This is a genomic window from Bradyrhizobium sp. CCBAU 53415 (genome assembly GCF_028128735.1).
GTDB lineage: Bacteria > Pseudomonadota > Alphaproteobacteria > Rhizobiales > Xanthobacteraceae > Bradyrhizobium.
Genome location: NZ_LBJF01000024.1, coordinates 346,328 through 361,891, shown reverse-complemented (window position 1 = coordinate 361,891; position 15,564 = coordinate 346,328). Strand labels below are relative to the sequence as shown.

18 protein-coding genes are annotated in these 15,564 nt (G+C 64.5%); 6 read left to right on the top strand and 12 right to left on the bottom strand.

The features are described 5' to 3' along the window. Positions 1–121: 121 nt before the first annotated feature. Positions 122–469 carry a DUF3307 domain-containing protein gene (locus XH87_RS19980; RefSeq protein WP_271588706.1) on the top strand — a complete coding sequence of 116 codons (348 nt, stop codon included), beginning with the start codon at positions 122–124 and terminating at the stop codon, positions 467–469. 276 nt (positions 470–745) lie between these two features. Next, positions 746–1,144: a hypothetical protein gene (locus tag XH87_RS19975; RefSeq protein WP_271588568.1), complete on the top strand. Its 399-nt coding sequence runs from the start codon at positions 746–748 to the stop codon at positions 1,142–1,144. Positions 1,145–1,158: 14 nt separating this feature from the next. Here XH87_RS19975 and XH87_RS19970 read toward each other — a convergent pair whose 3' ends face one another. Both XH87_RS19970 and XH87_RS19965 read right to left on the bottom strand, forming a co-directional pair. Continuing rightward, positions 1,159–1,482 carry a YkgJ family cysteine cluster protein gene (locus tag XH87_RS19970; protein WP_271588567.1) on the bottom strand — a complete coding sequence of 108 codons (324 nt, stop codon included), beginning with the start codon at positions 1,480–1,482 and terminating at the stop codon, positions 1,159–1,161. A 2-nt stretch (positions 1,483–1,484) separates the two neighbouring features. Next, complete coding sequence (locus tag XH87_RS19965; protein ID WP_271588566.1) at positions 1,485–2,183, bottom strand: helix-turn-helix transcriptional regulator; 699 nt, start codon at positions 2,181–2,183, stop codon at positions 1,485–1,487. A 127-nt stretch (positions 2,184–2,310) separates the two neighbouring features. Between XH87_RS19965 and XH87_RS19960 the strand changes: the two genes are divergently transcribed. Continuing rightward, positions 2,311–2,586 (top strand): hypothetical protein, encoded by a 276-nt coding sequence (locus XH87_RS19960; RefSeq protein WP_271588565.1) that lies wholly within the window; start codon positions 2,311–2,313, stop codon positions 2,584–2,586. Positions 2,587–2,623: 37 nt separating this feature from the next. After that, positions 2,624–3,352 carry a glutathione S-transferase family protein gene (locus XH87_RS19955; protein WP_035711230.1) on the top strand — a complete coding sequence of 243 codons (729 nt, stop codon included), beginning with the start codon at positions 2,624–2,626 and terminating at the stop codon, positions 3,350–3,352. A 181-nt stretch (positions 3,353–3,533) separates the two neighbouring features. Here XH87_RS19955 and XH87_RS19950 read toward each other — a convergent pair whose 3' ends face one another. From XH87_RS19950 to XH87_RS19910, 9 genes are all read right to left on the bottom strand, one after another. After that, the gene (locus tag XH87_RS19950) at positions 3,534–4,685 is read right to left on the bottom strand and encodes an ABC transporter substrate-binding protein (protein WP_271588564.1); all 1,152 of its coding nucleotides are present in this window, start codon (positions 4,683–4,685) and stop codon (positions 3,534–3,536) included. 90 nt (positions 4,686–4,775) lie between these two features. Beyond that, positions 4,776–5,195, bottom strand: a complete 420-nt coding sequence (locus tag XH87_RS19945) for an acyl-CoA thioesterase (protein WP_024340606.1) — start codon at positions 5,193–5,195, stop codon at positions 4,776–4,778. A 10-nt stretch (positions 5,196–5,205) separates the two neighbouring features. Then, complete coding sequence (locus XH87_RS19940) at positions 5,206–5,967, bottom strand: SDR family NAD(P)-dependent oxidoreductase (RefSeq protein ID WP_061881038.1); 762 nt, start codon at positions 5,965–5,967, stop codon at positions 5,206–5,208. Between the two features lie 25 nt (positions 5,968–5,992). Then, on the bottom strand, positions 5,993–7,876 hold the full coding sequence (locus tag XH87_RS19935) for a feruloyl-CoA synthase (RefSeq protein WP_271588563.1): 1,884 nt from the start codon (positions 7,874–7,876) through the stop codon (positions 5,993–5,995). Then, positions 7,873–8,682, bottom strand: coding sequence for a crotonase/enoyl-CoA hydratase family protein (locus XH87_RS19930; protein WP_212342212.1), 810 nt, complete (start codon positions 8,680–8,682; stop codon positions 7,873–7,875). The genes XH87_RS19935 and XH87_RS19930 overlap by 4 nt, the downstream gene beginning before the upstream one ends. A 224-nt stretch (positions 8,683–8,906) precedes the next feature. Beyond that, a complete protein-coding gene (locus XH87_RS19925) occupies positions 8,907–9,368 on the bottom strand; it encodes a DUF3237 domain-containing protein (RefSeq protein ID WP_271588562.1) in 462 nt (153 codons plus the stop codon). Positions 9,369–9,380: 12 nt separating this feature from the next. Beyond that, positions 9,381–10,700 (bottom strand): TRAP transporter large permease, encoded by a 1,320-nt coding sequence (locus tag XH87_RS19920; RefSeq protein WP_271588561.1) that lies wholly within the window; start codon positions 10,698–10,700, stop codon positions 9,381–9,383. 2 nt (positions 10,701–10,702) lie between these two features. Beyond that, a complete protein-coding gene (locus XH87_RS19915; protein WP_035711277.1) occupies positions 10,703–11,212 on the bottom strand; it encodes a TRAP transporter small permease in 510 nt (169 codons plus the stop codon). Between the two features lie 283 nt (positions 11,213–11,495). Next, positions 11,496–12,512, bottom strand: a complete 1,017-nt coding sequence (locus XH87_RS19910) for a TRAP transporter substrate-binding protein (RefSeq protein ID WP_035711243.1) — start codon at positions 12,510–12,512, stop codon at positions 11,496–11,498. Positions 12,513–12,776: 264 nt separating this feature from the next. Between XH87_RS19910 and pobA the strand changes: the two genes are divergently transcribed. Both pobA and XH87_RS19900 read left to right on the top strand, forming a co-directional pair. Next, the gene (gene pobA, locus XH87_RS19905; protein WP_271588560.1) at positions 12,777–13,946 is read left to right on the top strand and encodes a 4-hydroxybenzoate 3-monooxygenase; all 1,170 of its coding nucleotides are present in this window, start codon (positions 12,777–12,779) and stop codon (positions 13,944–13,946) included. 219 nt (positions 13,947–14,165) lie between these two features. Then, the gene (locus XH87_RS19900) at positions 14,166–14,582 is read left to right on the top strand and encodes a PaaI family thioesterase (protein WP_158668189.1); all 417 of its coding nucleotides are present in this window, start codon (positions 14,166–14,168) and stop codon (positions 14,580–14,582) included. A 63-nt stretch (positions 14,583–14,645) separates the two neighbouring features. On the opposite strand, the gene XH87_RS19895 is transcribed toward XH87_RS19900, so the two are convergent. After that, the gene (locus XH87_RS19895) at positions 14,646–15,530 is read right to left on the bottom strand and encodes a LysR family transcriptional regulator (RefSeq protein ID WP_271588559.1); all 885 of its coding nucleotides are present in this window, start codon (positions 15,528–15,530) and stop codon (positions 14,646–14,648) included. Positions 15,531–15,564 lie beyond the last annotated feature (34 nt).

Sequence of the window (15,564 nt, the reverse complement as noted above, 5' to 3'; positions counted from 1 at the left end):
GACCGGTCCAAGAAGAAGCTGCGCTGAACGCTCCAATTCTTCTCGTCACGTCAATGAGGGCGTTAGCTTGTCGTTTCCACCCATGTCATCGGCGATTCCGCTTGAAGCGCTCATTGGCTGGATGTTGCTGCTGACCTTCAAGCACATCATCGCCGATTTCGTTCTTCAGACCGCCTGGATGGCGCACGGCAAGGACCAGAAGCATGGCTGGGCTCTGCCGCTTCTGGTGCACTGCCTGATCCACCTTGCCGTTGCGCTGCCGTTGATTCTGATCGTGGCGCCGAAATTCTGGTTCGTGGCGCTGGTCGATTTCATGATCCACATCACGATCGACCGCGCCAAGGGATTCGTCTCGGCGAATTTCGGCGTCGACCTTGCGCATCCCTGGTTCTGGACCCTGATCGGCGTCGACCAGGCGCTGCACCATCTCACCGGCTTCGGCCTCTCCATCTTCATGGCGGCGAACTGAGAGCGGCCGTCCCTGCGGCCTTTGGCTGGAAGCAATCGCTTGCATCACGAGAGGTCGTCATGGCCGGGCTTGTCCCGGGCATCCACGTTCTTCGTGCCACTTGGCTCTCCGTGGATGGCCGGGACAAGCCCGGCCATGACGCCGGGAGGGCATTTGCGCCCTCGCGCCCTCTGATTCGCGGCAAGGGCGCAGGCACTCCGGGCGACCACCGGGCAGCGTGGTTAACCCTTCGTTAGAGAATTGCGCTGCATCTTCCCCACACGAGGGAGAACTGCAATGTTTTCAAGCCGCGACACCTTTGAAAGCGATTTCTGCCCGGTCCGCGACGAGCTCCTTGGCGAGATGTATCGCGCCAGCGAAAGTGGGCTGCCGAGGCTGGTTGAGAGTGTTTCCCCTGACGCGCGCGCCAAGCTGGCGCTGTTTTGCTACCGCCGCAGCCATTTGCACTCGCTGGCGGTCGCGATCGCAGCAAGCTGCAGCGAGCGTGACCTGATCGAGAACGGCGGCCGCGTCGGCTCGACGCTCTACGCGCTGTCGCGCGAACGCACGTCGAAATCCTCACCGTCGCTGTCGGGCGGGCGCAAGCCGATCACGCTGTCGACCAAGCCGCTCTCGGTGCTCGCGCCGCTCGATGACGAGCTCGACGACGAAATCAGCGAAGCCGTTCCCGCCTAATTCTGCTTCGCGCTTTAGGCGGCCTCTATAACAGGCAAGCCGAACTTCCGTCGCGCCATTGCGCATTCGGCGTCGCCCGGCATGCAGGTGCGGCATACTTCCGGCCGCACCTGGTAGATGCCGCAAGCGGTCGACTTGCCGATTTCTCCATCCAATGCCGAGCAGCGATCACCCTCGCAGCGCATGCCGGACTGGCGCTCGTTGACCAGCGTCTCGGGAATAGCGGCAAGCTCCTCGTCGCTCTCGATCGAGAAGCGCGGCCAGTTCGCCGAATAGCCGCAGCAGGCCCCGCAACCCTGGCAACAGCTCGACAGATCGATGAGGGAGCTCTCTTCCATCGTCACGTGTCCTTTGGCGGACCCCAGACCAGGCTCTGGCGCCATCTTGCGCGCAGCACGTCGCGCCGCTCCGGATATTTCTCGTCGAGATAGGTCGCCTCGACCACGCGGTCGGTGCGGAAGCTGCGGAAGTCGCCGCGCAGCTCGCACCAGGCCGCCAGGAGCCGCACCGCTTCGAGATAGCCGACCGAAATCGGCCAGACAACGCGCTCGCTGGGGCGGCCTTGCTCGTCGCGATAGCGCAGCATGATCTTCTTGCCTTCGTGGATCTGGGTGCGGGTGCGGGCCATGTCCAGGCGGTCCGGCTCCCTGTTCCAGCTCGGCCGCGCCCGGCTCGCCGGCTCCAGCACGAAGGGCCGCAAGCGCTCAGGCACGGTGTCGGCGATCTTGGCCATCAAGTCTTCGGCCGCGCGCGCCAGCGCGGAGTCGGCGTGGCCCGCGACCCATTGCGCGCCCAGCACCGCCGCCTCGATCTCGTCGGGTGTCAGCATGAGCGGCGGGAGGTCAAAACCCTTTTCCAGGATGTAGCCCATGCCGGCCTCGCCGCGGATCGGCACGCGCTGGCCGATCAGCGTCGCGATGTCGCGATAGATCGTGCGCTTCGAGGTCTCGAGCTCGGCCGCGATCGCGTCCGCCGTCAGCGGCTTCCGCGTGCGCCTCAGCACCTGGATGATTTGAAACAGCCGGTCGGCGCGTCTCATGACAGGTCCCTTGTCACTGCTTTTTTCTCGGTGGTCTCTTCAGAGGGCGGCGCGCGGCTGCTGACAGGATGTTGGCAGCAGGGGAGTTCTATACCGGGACAACACATCGACTGAAGAGGATTTGTCCATGATCATTCCAACCCATTTCGGCCCGGCCGGCCCGTTGTGGCGGAGCCAGCCTTTCCAGATCCAGGCGTGGCGGGCCTGGGCGTTCAGCTGCTTCGTTTCGCTTGATTCCACGGTCGTCGACCTCCGCCTTGCGCTCGCGACCGCCGTGACGCGTTCGCTGGTCCATGCCGCGGATGCGCTGGTTCGCCATGTGATGGCCCGCGCCTGGCGAGGGGCTCGCTTCGCAGAAGATATCACGGCTGCTGCCACCATGGTGGCAGCAGCCGGCCGCTAGGTTCCTTCAACGCGTTCGACAGGTTCGGGAGAGCTTCATGATCACGCTTTACGGCTTTGGCACCGGCTTCGGCCTGCCGGAAATCAGCCCCTTCGTCACCAAGACCGAGGTGCAGCTCAAGATGGCGGGCCTGCCCTACCGGAAGGAGCGGGCTATGCCGCCCGCGTCGCCCAAGGGACAGCTGCCCTTCATCGACGATGGCGGCGAAGCCGTGGCTGATTCCACCTTCATCCGCGCCCATATCGAGCGCCGCTACGGCTTCGATTTCGACGCCGGCCTGTCGCTGGCCGAGCGCGCGCAGGCCTGGGCGTTCGAGCGCATGATCGAGCATCACGTCTATTGGGCGCTGGTCGGCGCGCGCTGGGTCGATCCGGTCAATTTCGCCAAGGGGCCTGCGCATTTCTTCGATGGCGCGCCGGAGCACAATCGCGAGAAGCTGCGCGAGGATGCGCAATTCCGTGTCGCCGAGAACTATCTGCTCTCCGGCCTCGGCCGCCATGCGCCGGATGACGACGTCGATCTCGCGGTCCGCTCACTCTTCGCGCTGTCGGTGCAACTCGGCGACAGGGCGTACCTGATGGGCAGCAAGCCCTGCGGCGTCGATGCCACCGCCTTCGGCGCGCTCGCCGGAATCCTGACGCCTTTCTTCGAGTCCGGACTGCGCCAGCGGGCCGAGGGATTTCCAAACCTCACCGCCTATGTCGATCGCATGATGGAGACATACTATCCCGAATTCGCCTGGATCCCGCTGCGGCAGGCAGCGTAGGAACGCGCCGTATCCGCTTCGTCATGGCCGGGCTTGTCCGGGGCATCCACGTTCTTCGCGCCGCGTGGCAAGGCGTGGATGGCCGGGACAAGCCCGGCCATGACGATCTGAGAGTCCGGAGCAAAAACAAAAGAGCCGGCCCATCGGGCCGGCTCTCGTCGTCTCAGATCTTTCGTCGCACCTACTTCACCAGCGAGTACTTGCCGTCCTTCACCGTGAGCAGGATGCGCGAGCGCTGGTCGAGGCCGTAGCGGTCCTTTTCGGTGAAGTTGTAGACGCCCTGGCTCGCCGCGAGCTCCTTCTCCGTCAGCAGCGCCTGGCGGATGGCTTCGCGGAATTCCGGCGTGCCCGGCTTCGCCGTCTTCAACGCCACTGGAATGATGCGCTTGAGGATCTCGAACGCGTCATAGGAATGGCCGGCGAACTGACTGCGGCTGTTCGGGCCATATTTGGCTTCATAGGCCGAGTTCAGCGCGAGGCCCGGCTTCTTGGTCAGCGCGCTGTCCGGCTGGTCCTCGGGGTCCATGACCGGACCGGAGGCCATCAGCACGCCCTCGGCCGCCTTGCCGGCGATGCGGATGAAGTCCATGCTGGCCGCACCGTGGGTCTGGTAGATCAGGCCCTTGTAACCGCGTTCGCGCAGCTCGGTCTGCGGCAGCGCGGCCGCGGTGCCGGATGCGCCGACCAGGATCGCATCGGGATTGGCGGCAACGAGCTTCAGCACCTGCCCGGTCACCGAGGTGTCAGGACGTGCGAAGCGCTCCTCGTCGACGATGGTCATGCCCATCGGCACGGCCTGGGCCTTGAGGTCGTTGAACCAGAGGTCGCCGTAGGAGTCGGAATAGCCGATATAGCCGAGCGTCTTCACGCCCTTGGACTTCATGTGGTCGTACAGAACCTTGCCCACGATCGGGATCGGCTGCGGCATGGCGATCGACCACTTCATGCGCTCGGGCGTGATCGGGAAGGGCGCAAGACCGAAATGCGGGATGCCGGCTTCATTGGCGACGTTGGAGACCGCGATGGTCGACGGCGTCAGCGCCGAGCCCATGATGATGTCGGCCTTGGATTCGGTCACGAAGCGGCGGGCATTGGTGGTCGCAGTGGTGGGATCGCCGCCGTCGTCGAGCACGATCACCTTCAGCGGCACGCCGCCGATCTCCTTCGGCACGAACTCCAGCGCGTTGCGCTCGGGAATGCCGAGCGCGGCGCCCGGGCCGGTCGTCGTGGTGGTGATGCCGATGGTGATCTCGCTGGTCTGGGCCAGCGCGGGCATGGCCGGCAGGGCAAGTGCCGCCACGGTGATGGCGGCGGTCAGGTAAAAGCGTTTCATCTATTCCTCCCTTTACGTGTTTCTTTGAAAGCAGAAATCGGGGGGTAATTCAGCCCCCTCTTTTGGTGATGCGGCGATTTAGCTCCAGGCTCAACTCCCCGTGAACTTCGCTACCATTTCCGCCGGGAACGGTGCCGATTTCAGCTTGTCGGGGTTAACGGGATCGCGGCCGACCAGCACGCGGGTCTCGAACCCCTCGATCGCCAGCGCCTCGCCCTTGTAGACGTTGTGCTTCACCTCGAAGCTCGAGCGCTTGATGCTCTCGATCCTCGTCTCGATGGTGATCCAGTCGCCATAGGTCGAGGGAATGTAGAACTTGGCCCGCGTGTCGACCATCGGGATGCCCACCAGGCCGTATTTGCGGACCAGATCCTGCTTCGAGAAGCCGGCGACCTCGAACAGGGTCGAGGTCGAATCGTCGAACATCGCGAAATAGCGCGGGTAATAGACGATGTTGGCGGGGTCGCAATCGCCCCACTGGATCTGGACCTCGCGCCGGTTCACGAACATGCGCGGCGCCTTATTTCGGCGCCATGCGCAGCGATCCGTCGAGGCGCACCACTTCGCCGTTCAGATACGCATTCTCGACCATGTGCAGCGCGAGCGCGGCGAATTCGTCGGCATTGCCGAGCCGGCGCGGGAAGGGGATCGCGGCGGCGAGCGAGTCCTGGGCTTCCTGCGGCAGGTTCGCGAGCAGCGGCGTCAGGAACAGGCCGGGCGCGATCGTCAGCACGCGGACGCCGAACTGCGCCAGCTCGCGCGCGATCGGCAGCGTCATGCCGACGATGCCGCCCTTGGACGCCGAATAGGCGGACTGGCCGATCTGGCCGTCATAGGCGGCGACGGACGCCGTGTTGATGATGACGCCGCGCTCGCCGGTCGCCTGCGGCTCCAGCCTGGACATCTCGGTCGCGGCAAGGCGCAGCATGTTGAAGGTGCCGATCAGATTGACCTTGATCACCTTGTCGAAATCGGCGAGCGCCATCGGGCCGTCGCGGCCGACCACGCGCTTGGCAACGCCGATGCCGGCGCAATTGACCAGCACGCGGGCCGGGCCATGGGCCTTCGTCGCCTGCGCGATCGCGGCTTCAGCGGAGGCGGCGTCGGAAACGTCGCAGGTTACGGCGACGCCCTTGATCTCGGCGGCGACGGTTTCCGCGAGCTTGGCATTGAGATCGAACACCGCGACCTTGGCGCCCTGCGCCGCCAGCTTTCGCGCGGTCGCCGCACCCAATCCCGATGCGCCGCCGGTCACGATGGCTGCCTGATCCTTCAACAACATGGCGTTCTCCTTTTGCGATGATTTCTCAAGCGACCGATATCACACGGTTCGATGGATTGGCAGCGTAGAGCTCCTCGATCAGCTCGCCGCGATGCTCCAGCACCGCACGCTGGTTGATCGAGCCCTTGTCGGTGACTTCGCCCTTGTCGATCGACAGCGGCGTGTCCATCAGGATCGCGCGCGTGATCCGTGTCGAGGAGCCGGTGGCCTGGCTGAGAAAACGCGTCAGGCGTTCGCGAAATGCCTCGCGCACCAGCCGGTCCCGCGTGGCGACGACGAGATCGTCGGTCGGCAGCGTCGGGTTGATCAGCCGGCAGCCGTCGAGGTCGAGCACGACCAGCGCGGAGATCTCGTCACGGTTGATGCCGGCGATGACGACGTCGCGCACCAGCGGGGCACAGGCCGCAACGAAGCGCGCGCGCAAGGGACCGACGCTGACCCAGGTGCCGCTCGCCAGCTTGAAATCCTCGCTGACCCGGCCGTCGAAGTCGAAGCCGGCGTTGAGATCATCGGGATCGGTCGGCTTGAGCGCATCGCCGAGCTTGTAGAATCCTTCCTCGTCGAAGCATTTTGCGGTGATGTCGGGCTGACGCCAGTAGCCGGGCATCACGTTCGGCCCCTTGCAGCGGACCTCCAGCTTGCCGTTGTTCGGCACCAGCTTGGCGTCGTTGCCCGAGACGGGCAGGCCGACATGGCCGGAACGGCTGGTGCGCGGATTGACCGACATGAAGAACGGCGCGGTCTCGGTGGCGCCCAAGCCGGTCAGCATCGGCACGCGGTAGCCTTTTTCCTTCACCGCAAGCTCGTCGAGGCTGTTCCAGACGAAGGGCGACAGCGCCGCGCCCGAGAAGAACATCGCGTGCAGCCGGTCGAAGAACTTTGCGCGCAGGCCCTGGTCGTCGCGCAGATACGGCAACAGCGATTCGTAGCCCTTGGGCACGTTGAAGTAGACCGTGGGCGAAATCTCCTGGAGATTGCGCACGGTCTCCTCGATGCCGCCGGGCATCGGCTTGCCGGCGTCCAGATACATCGAGCCGCCGTTGTAGAGCGTCAATCCGATATTGTGGTTGCCGCCAAAGGTGTGATTCCAGGGCAGCCAGTCGATGATGACGGGCGGCTCGTCCTTGAGAAAGGCGAGCGTCTCGCGCAGCATCACCTGGTTGGCGCAGATCATGCGCTGGGTGTTGATGACGGCCTTGGGATTGCCGGTCGAGCCCGAGGTCAGCAGGAATTTTGCGATCGTGTCGGGGCCGATCCTGCCGTGGACGTCGTCGAGGTCGCTGCGGAGCGGCGTTGCCATGAGGTCGGCGAGCAGGGTGACGTCGCGGCCCGGCACATGGCCATAGGACGCGGCGATCTCGGTGCCGAGCGAGACATTGGCGGTGAGCGCATCGGCGAACTTGTCGGCATCCTCGGCGAAAACGAGGCCGGGCGTCAGCAGTTTCATCAGATAGGACAGCTTGCCGTAATCCTTCGACACCAGCGAATAGGCCGGCGACACCGGGCAGAACGGAACGCCGGCATAGAACGCGCCGAAGGCGAGCAGGGCATGGTCGATCGAATTGCCGGAGAGGATGACGACCGGGCGCTCCGCCGACAGACCGCGCGCAATCAGGCTTGATGCGATGTGCCGGCTCGCGGCGAGCAGTTCGGCATAGGTGATCTTGCGCCAGCCGCGGCCGCCTTCGCGCTCGGCCATGAAGACGCGGTCCGGCGTGGTCTGGGCCCAATGATGCAGGCGGTCGGTGATGCGGACCGGGTAGTCGCCGAGCGGCTGCTTCGGCCTGAGGTAGATCGTGCCGTCATCGCGCCGCTCGACATTGACGACGGGATCGCCGAACGAGATCGGCCGCAGCGGCAAAGTGCTCGCGCCGCGCTCCGTGCTGGAAGAGGACGGCTGCGCGCTCATGACTTCGGCTTTACCTTTGCGGTCTTGTGTTCGAGGAATTCGCGGATCCTGCGTTTTGCTTCCTTGTCGCTCTGCGCCACCGTTGCCATCAGCGATTCCATCAGAAGACCGGTCTGCGGATTGGCCTCCGCGATCATCGGCAGCGCCTGGAGCACGGCAAAATTGGTCAGCGGCGCGTTGGAGGCGATCTTCGTTGCAAGCTCCAGCGCCTTGCCGAGCCCGTTGCCAGCCTCCGTCAGATATTGCGCGAAGCCGTAGGACGCGCCTTCGGTCGCGCTGTAGACGCGTCCGGTCAGCATCATGTCCATCATCCTGGCGACGCCGATCAGCCGCGGCAGCCGCACCGAGCCGCCGCCGCCGACGAAGATGCCGCGCTGTCCCTCCGGCAGCGCGAAATAGGTCGAGGGCTCGGCGACGCGGATATGCGCCGCGCAGGCAAGCTCCAGCCCGCCGCCGATCACGGCTCCCCTCAGCGCCGCGATCACGGGCACGCGGCTGTACTGTATGCGGTCGAACACCCGGTGCCACATCTGGGAATGCAGCAGGCCGCCGGTCGCGTCGTGCTCGGTCAATTCGGACAGGTCGAGACCGCTGGAGAAATGGTCGCCGATGCCGTGGATGACGACCGCGCCGATGTCCTCGGGCAGGGAGGCAAAACACTCGCCGATTTCCAGGATGATGCCGTCATTGAGCGCATTGCGCTTCGCCGGCCGGTTCAGACCAACGGTCAGAACCCGGTCCGCCCGCTCGATCCTCAAAAGCCCGGAGGCACCCGCGGCAGCGGTCTCGGCGTTTCCCTGTGTCATTTGCGTCCTTATCAGAATAGTTATGTTGTATAACGAATTCTGGGGGAGTCAATATGGAGCCGGGCGGCGATCCTCACATTCGGTGTCGTCCTGGCGAACGCCGGGACCCATACTCCCGGGAGGAATTTGGCGAAGATTGATCGTTCGGTACCGCGACCGCCGCGATCGATAGATCACGCGGTATGGGTTCCGGCGTTCGCCGGAACGACGGCGGCGTGTGTGGCTCACACCACCTGATGCACGTCGATCACCACGCGATCCGCGTGCCGCGCGGCCGAGCCGACGAAAATGTGCTCCATCAGCCAGCGATATTTCTCGTGTCCGGTCTCGAACTTCGGCACGGTGCGGAAGTAGATCAGCCTGGGGTCGACCGGCTCGCCGCGCTTGAGCTTTTGCAGCAGCTCGACCGGGCCGAAGCGCATGCCCTTGTTCTCGACGTAGATGATAGCGCCGTCGTCGGTTTCGAAGGCGTATTTGGCTTCGAGATCGATCAGCTCGTTGGGACGAATGGTCTGGAAGTCGGCGCCGAATGGCAGCACCTTGCCTTTGACCCCGCCCGTCACCTCGCCGCCGATGATCGGGATGATGCGGCGAACGCCGATCCCGGTCTCGCCGGCGGTCACGACGTCGCCGATGCGGGCGGTGATGGTGAAGACGTATTTGGTCTCGAGGGTGGGTGTGGTCATCGCGTCACCTCGTCAATTCGCCATCATCCGCGTGGGCAGCCAGGTCGCCAGCAGCGGGAAGGCGATCAGGATCACGAGGCGGATCAGGTCCGTGACCACGAACGGAATCACGCCCTTGAAGATGGTGGAGAAGGAGACGTCCTTTACCACGCTCTTGATGACGAACACATTCATGCCGACCGGCGGATGGATCAGGCCGAGCTCGACGGTCATGACGATGATGACGCCGAACCAGATCGGATCGAAGCCGAGATGCATGATCACCGGGAAGATGATCGGCACGGTCAGGATGATCATCGCCATGGCGTCCATCAGGCAGCCGAGCACGAGATACATCACCATGATCAACGCCAGCACGCCGTAGCTGCCGAGGCCGAGGCCGGTGAGGAATTCCGTCACCTTCTGCGGCGTCTGCGTCACCGTGAGGAAATAGCCGAAGATCAGCGCACCGATCAGCACGGTGAACACGGCGGCCGCGGTGCGCGTCGCCTGCAGCAGCGAGGCCAGGATCTTCTCGCGGTCGAGGCGGCCCGTCAGCACGCCGATGATGAAGGCGCCGGTGGCGCCGACGCCGCCGGCCTCCGTCGGCGTGAAGCGCGGCAGGAAAGGCAGGCCGTAGAGGCCGCCGATGACGAAGATGAACAGCAGCACGGGCGCCCAGATCTCCTTCAGGCCCGCAACGCGCTCGCGCCACGGCGTCACCTTGCCTTTCGGCAGGAAGTCGGGACGAAGATAGCCGATCAGGAAGATCGTGATCATGTACATGCTCATCGCCAGCAGGCCCGGGATGATGCCGGCGATGAAGAGCTTGCCGATGTCCTGCTCGGTGATGATGCCGTAGACCGCGAGCACGGTGGAGGGCGGCAGCATCGCGCCCAGCGTGCCGCCCGCCGCGATCACGCCGGTGGCAAAGGACTGCGGATAGCCGAAGCGGCGCATCTCCGGGTAGGCGACGGCGGAGAAGGTCGCGGCGGTCGCGACCGAGGAGCCGCAGATCGCGGCAAAGCCGCCGCAGGCGCCGACGGTGGCGATGCCGAGGCCGCCGCGCAAATGGCCGACGAAACCGTTGGCGGCGCGGAACAGCTCGCGGCTCATGCCGGAATTGGACACGAACGAGCCCATCAGCAGGAACATCGGGATGACCCCGAAAGTGTAGTCGGTCACCGTGCGCATCGAGGTCTGGCCGACCAGTTTCAGCGCCGCATTTCCGTTGACGAGATAGGCGAAGCCGGAGACGCCGACGAGGCCCATGGCCATGCCGACGGGCACGCGCAGCAGCATTAGGACGAACAAGGAAACGAAGCCGATTAGGGCGACGGCATCGGTGCTCATGACTACTCCGTCGCCTTCAATTTGGGATCGTGCATGTCTTCGGGATGGAATATCAGCCGGTAGGTGCGGATCGCGATCAGCAGCACGGCGGACACGTCGCCGATCCAGGCGATGGCGAAGAACGGCCAGGTCGGCATGTGCATGTCGAAGGTCAGGACGTTGTCGTTGTAGGTGCCGCGCACCTTGTCGAACAAAGTCCAGGTCTGCACGGTCACCACGAACAGCAGGACCAGGGTCGCGAACACGTCGATCCAGCGCTGATAGCGCGGGCCGACGTTGCCCCAGACGAGGTCGACCGTGATGTGGGTGCCGCGGTAGGAGGTTGCCGCGATACCCCAAAAGATGAGGATACCGAGCAGCATGCGGCCGATGTCGAAACTGTCGGGGATCGAATAGTTCAGTGTGTTGCGCAGCAGCACCGACAGGAAGATATCGAGCGCGACAAGGCCGACGAAGCCGGCCGCGATCCATTCGATCGTGTCGATGATGCGGTCCATCCAGGAGCGCTTCATGGGATGTGTCTTGTCGTCCGATGTCATGTTCGTTCTCGGCTCAGGCGGCAGGCTTTGCCTCTCCCCGCTTGCGGGGAGAGGCCGACACGCGAAGCGCGGCGGGTGAGAGGGACTCTCCGCGAGTCTCGCTGTCACCGTCTCCGTGGAGACTCCCCCTCACCCCGAACCTCTCCCCGCAGGCGGGAAGAGGGGGACGAAGCGCCGTGCGCTCCTCACCTCTACCCGCGCTTGCAGAATAACGGCGGCGAGATGCCCCTCGCCGCCGCATTTCCTTCAACGAAGGCTACTCCGCCAGCGCGTTGTACTTCTTGAGCGAGGCCTTGAGGTCTGCGAGCGCGGCGTCCGGATCGGCGCCGGCCTTCTTGGCGCCGTCGGCCCAGGTCTTCACCAGCGGCTCGGCGGCCTTCTTCCAGGCGGCGGTCTGCTCCGGTGTCAGCTTGTAGACCTCGTGGCTGGATTCCGCCTTCACCTTGTCGATGCCGGCATCCTCGAACTTGCCCCAGTGCTCGCCGACCGCGCCCGCCATTTCGGTCGAGCAGTTCTTGTCGATCGCGGCTTTCTGCTTCTCGGACATCGCATTGTACTTGTCCTTGTTGATCACGAACACGAAGGTCGTGGTGTAGAGCGGCGCCTCCATGTCGTATTTGGTCACCTTGTCGATGCCGAACAGCACCAGGGAGCCCCAGGGGAAGGTGACGGCGTCGGCGACGCCGCGCTCGATGATGTCGCGCACTTCCGGCGCCGAGGACTGCACATTGGTGCCGCCGAGCGAGGTGACGAAGTTCGCCATGGTGGCGTGCGCCGGGCGGATCTTCATGCCTTTCACGTCCTCGGGGCTGACGATTTTCTTGGTCTTGGAATGGAAGGAGGAGGGCGAGTGGACGAAGGCGAGGCAGTATTTGACGTCCTTCATCTCCTTCTCGGCATATTTCCGATACCAGGCGTCCAGGCCCATCGAGCCGCCCTTGGCGTCGGAGATCAGGAACGGCAATTCGCCGGCGCCGATGATCGGGAAGCGGCCGGGCTGGTAGCCGGGATTGACGTAGGTGACGTCGGCGATGCCGTCGCGCGCCATGTCGTAATGGTCGAACGCCTTGCCGAGCTGCTGGGCCGGAAACACCTTGCCTGTGATGGTGCCGCCGGAATCCTTATTCACCGCAGCTACCCAGTCTTCCAGGGATTTCTGCAGCGGGTGCGACGCCGGCACCCAGTGCGAGACCTTCAAGTCGAAGGTCTTGTCCTGCGCCAACGCAGGGCTCACGCTTGCTGCCAGCAGCAAAGCCAGACAGGCTCTTCTCATCACGCGTCTCTCCCTCTTTTTGATGGCGGGCTTCGATGGCCCGGCCTCATTAATTAACATGTTATATAATTGGCCGGCGCGTTCAAGCCGGAACTGACGTGCGCCTTATCGCGTCGTCTACGTCAGCCATGTTGCATGGATTTGTCGCCCTGCCGCGACCCGCACTCCCCTTTTGCCCAACCGTTATATGGTATAATTATCCTGAGCGACTTGAAGCGACAAGCGGGCCGCAACGAAAGCCTACAGGATCGGGAGGAGCAAGTATTGCGGACAAAAGTCGCAATCATCGGGGCTGGACCGGCTGGATTGTTGCTTGGGCAACTGCTGCACGCCTATGGCATCGACAACGTGATCCTGGAGCGGCAAAGCCCGGACTATGTGCTCGGCCGCATTCGCGCCGGCCTGCTGGAGGAGGGAACCGTCGCGCTGCTCGACCAGGTCGGTGCCGGCGCACGGGCACACGCCGAAGGCCTGGTTCATGAAGGCATCGAGCTTGCCTTTTCCGGCCGCCGTCATCGCATCGACATGAAGGGTGCGACCGGCAAGACGGTGATGATCTACGGCCAGACCGAGGTCACGCTCGACCTGATGAATGCGCGCAAGGCCGCCGGTCTCGTCTCGGTCTACGAGGCCAAGGACGTGCAGCCGCATGATTTCGACGGCAGTCACCCGCGTGTCACCTACGTCAAGGACGGTGTCACCCGCACGATCGATTGCGATTTCATCGCCGGCTGCGACGGCTTCCATGGCGTCAGCCGTGCCAGCGTTCCAGCCTCGGCGATCGAGGAGTTCGAGCGGGTTTATCCGTTCGGCTGGCTCGGCATCTTGTCGGATACCCCGCCGGTCAGCCATGAACTGATCTACTCCAATCATGCCCGCGGCTTTGCGCTTTGCACCATGCGCTCGACGAAGCGCAGCCGCTATTACGTGCAGTGCGCGCTGGATGACCATGTCGACCAATGGCCGGACGACCGCTTCTGGGACGAGTTGAAGCGCCGGCTCGACCAGGAGGCGGCCGACAGTCTCGTCACGGGGCCCTCGATCGAGAAGAGCATCGCGCCCCTGCGCAGCTTCGTCGCCGAACCGATGCGCTTCGGCAGGATGTTCCTGTGTGGCGATGCCGCCCACATCGTGCCGCCGACGGGCGCCAAGGGCCTGAACCTGGCTGCCAGCGACGCGCATTATCTGTCGGGCGGCTTACGCGAATTCTACGATGAGAAATCCAGCGCCGGCATCGATGCCTATTCCGCCATGGCGCTGGCACGGGTCTGGAAGGCCGTGCGGTTCTCCTGGTGGATGACCTCGATGCTGCACAAATTTCCCGACACCGGCACCATCGGCGCGCGCATCCAGCTCGCCGAACTCGACTACGTCACGCAGTCGCAGGCCGCGATGACGTCGCTGTCGGAGAATTACGTCGGGCTGCCGTTTTAGGGCTCGCCGCTGCCACGTCCTCCGTCATTGCAAGCGTAGCGAAGCAATCCGGGAATCTCTCCGCGGGAACAATCTGGATCGCTTCGCCGCAAGAGCTCCTCGCAACGACGGCCGTGCGCGTTTCAAACGCCCGCGCAAATCCCGTTTAAAACTTTGTAATTGATGCATCCGTCACGTCCATCGCGTTCAATGCCGGCGACACAGCAACGCGAGACACCCATGACCGCTCCCGACGTTCCGGCCGGCTTCGAGCCGCATTTCCGCAAAGCGCCGCTCACCGATCCCTGGGAGCCGCTCTATTCGAACAAGACCGACAAGGGCGTCACCGTCGGATTGCGCCTGGCGACGCCGCACACCAACGCGCGCGGATTGATCCACGGAGGATTGATCGCAGCGCTGGCCGATGCCGCCATGGGCTACAGCTGCGCCCAGGCGACGGGGTGGACGACGTCCTTCGTCACGATCTCGCTGTCGGTCGACTACGTCGGCGCCGCCGAGATCGGCCAGTGGCTCGCGGTCGAGGGCGAGGCGATCAAGACCGGCAGCACGATCTGCTTCGCGCAGTGCCTCGCAAAGGCAGACGACGTCGTGATCGCACGCGCGAGCGGCACGTTCCGCGTGGTGCCGAAGAAGTAGCTCTCTCGTGCCCCGGCTCTGCGGAGCGGCACTTCGCGCCGCACCGCGTCCGGGATACGAGCCTCACCCGAACTTCCACTCCGCCGTCTCCACCACGAGATCGATGAACGCGCGCACCTTGGCCGAGAGCAGGCGCGAGGTCGGATAGACGATGTGGATCGGCAGCGCCGGCTGCTCGTATTTCGCCAGGACGATTTTCAGCCGTCCGCGCTTCAGCCCCTCGGCCGCCTGGTAGGCCAGCACGCGTGTCACGCCGCCGCCGGCCTCGGCATATTGCAGCGCTGCGTCGGCGCTGTTGCTGGTGAAACGCGGGGCCGTCGTTACCTCGATGTCGCGGCCGTCCTGAACGAAATGCCAATTGGCGGCCGAGCCGAACGCGATGGTCTGGTGCGCGAGCAATTCCTGTGGTGTCTTCGGTTCACCATGGCGCTTGAGATAGCCGGGCGCTGCCACCACGATCCGCCGCATCTCGCCGACCTGACGCGCCACCAGCGAGGAATCGGCGAGATGGCCGATCCGCACCGCGGCGTCGACGGCGTCTTCCACGAGATTGACGAGGTGGTCGGACAGCCTGAGCTCGGCGGCGACTTCGGGATAGCGCTTGAGATAGGCGGTCATGACCGGCCCGACATGCAGCCGGCCGAAGCCGACCGGGGCCGACACCACCAGACGTCCGCTCGGGCGGCTGCGCTCCTGCCGCGCCGAGCCATCGGCCTCCTCGATGTCGGCGAGGATGCGCCTGACGCGCTCCAGATAGCGGGTGCCGACGTCGGTCAGTGTCACCTGCCGGGTGGTCCGCTGCAGCAGCCGGGCGCCGAGATGCTCCTCCAGCGCAGCGATCAGCCGCGTCACCGCCGAGGGCGACAGCCGCAGCTTGCGCGCCGCCGGCGCGAAGCCGCGCAGATCGGCGACGGTGACGAAGACGTGCATGGCCTCGAGGCGGTCCATGGCATTATTGCATATATCGCAATGATAAAGTGTC

Excerpts from the sequence above, each read along its gene's own strand:
- XH87_RS19980 (WP_271588706.1), top strand. The coding sequence starts at position 122 with ATGTTGCTGCTGACCTTCAAGCACATCATCGCCGATTTCGTTCTTCAG.
- XH87_RS19975 (WP_271588568.1), top strand. The coding sequence starts at position 746 with ATGTTTTCAAGCCGCGACACCTTTGAAAGCGATTTCTGCCCGGTCCGC.
- XH87_RS19970 (WP_271588567.1), bottom strand. The coding sequence starts at position 1,482 with ATGGAAGAGAGCTCCCTCATCGATCTGTCGAGCTGTTGCCAGGGTTGC.
- XH87_RS19965 (WP_271588566.1), bottom strand. The coding sequence starts at position 2,183 with ATGAGACGCGCCGACCGGCTGTTTCAAATCATCCAGGTGCTGAGGCGC.
- XH87_RS19960 (WP_271588565.1), top strand. The coding sequence starts at position 2,311 with ATGATCATTCCAACCCATTTCGGCCCGGCCGGCCCGTTGTGGCGGAGC.
- XH87_RS19955 (WP_035711230.1), top strand. The coding sequence starts at position 2,624 with ATGATCACGCTTTACGGCTTTGGCACCGGCTTCGGCCTGCCGGAAATC.
- XH87_RS19950 (WP_271588564.1), bottom strand. The coding sequence starts at position 4,685 with ATGAAACGCTTTTACCTGACCGCCGCCATCACCGTGGCGGCACTTGCC.
- XH87_RS19945 (WP_024340606.1), bottom strand. The coding sequence starts at position 5,195 with ATGTTCGTGAACCGGCGCGAGGTCCAGATCCAGTGGGGCGATTGCGAC.
- XH87_RS19940 (WP_061881038.1), bottom strand. The coding sequence starts at position 5,967 with ATGTTGTTGAAGGATCAGGCAGCCATCGTGACCGGCGGCGCATCGGGA.
- XH87_RS19935 (WP_271588563.1), bottom strand. The coding sequence starts at position 7,876 with ATGAGCGCGCAGCCGTCCTCTTCCAGCACGGAGCGCGGCGCGAGCACT.
- XH87_RS19930 (WP_212342212.1), bottom strand. The coding sequence starts at position 8,682 with ATGACACAGGGAAACGCCGAGACCGCTGCCGCGGGTGCCTCCGGGCTT.
- XH87_RS19925 (WP_271588562.1), bottom strand. The coding sequence starts at position 9,368 with ATGACCACACCCACCCTCGAGACCAAATACGTCTTCACCATCACCGCC.
- XH87_RS19920 (WP_271588561.1), bottom strand. The coding sequence starts at position 10,700 with ATGAGCACCGATGCCGTCGCCCTAATCGGCTTCGTTTCCTTGTTCGTC.
- XH87_RS19915 (WP_035711277.1), bottom strand. The coding sequence starts at position 11,212 with ATGAAGCGCTCCTGGATGGACCGCATCATCGACACGATCGAATGGATC.
- XH87_RS19910 (WP_035711243.1), bottom strand. The coding sequence starts at position 12,512 with ATGAGAAGAGCCTGTCTGGCTTTGCTGCTGGCAGCAAGCGTGAGCCCT.
- XH87_RS19900 (WP_158668189.1), top strand. The coding sequence starts at position 14,166 with ATGACCGCTCCCGACGTTCCGGCCGGCTTCGAGCCGCATTTCCGCAAA.
- XH87_RS19895 (WP_271588559.1), bottom strand. The coding sequence starts at position 15,530 with ATGGACCGCCTCGAGGCCATGCACGTCTTCGTCACCGTCGCCGATCTG.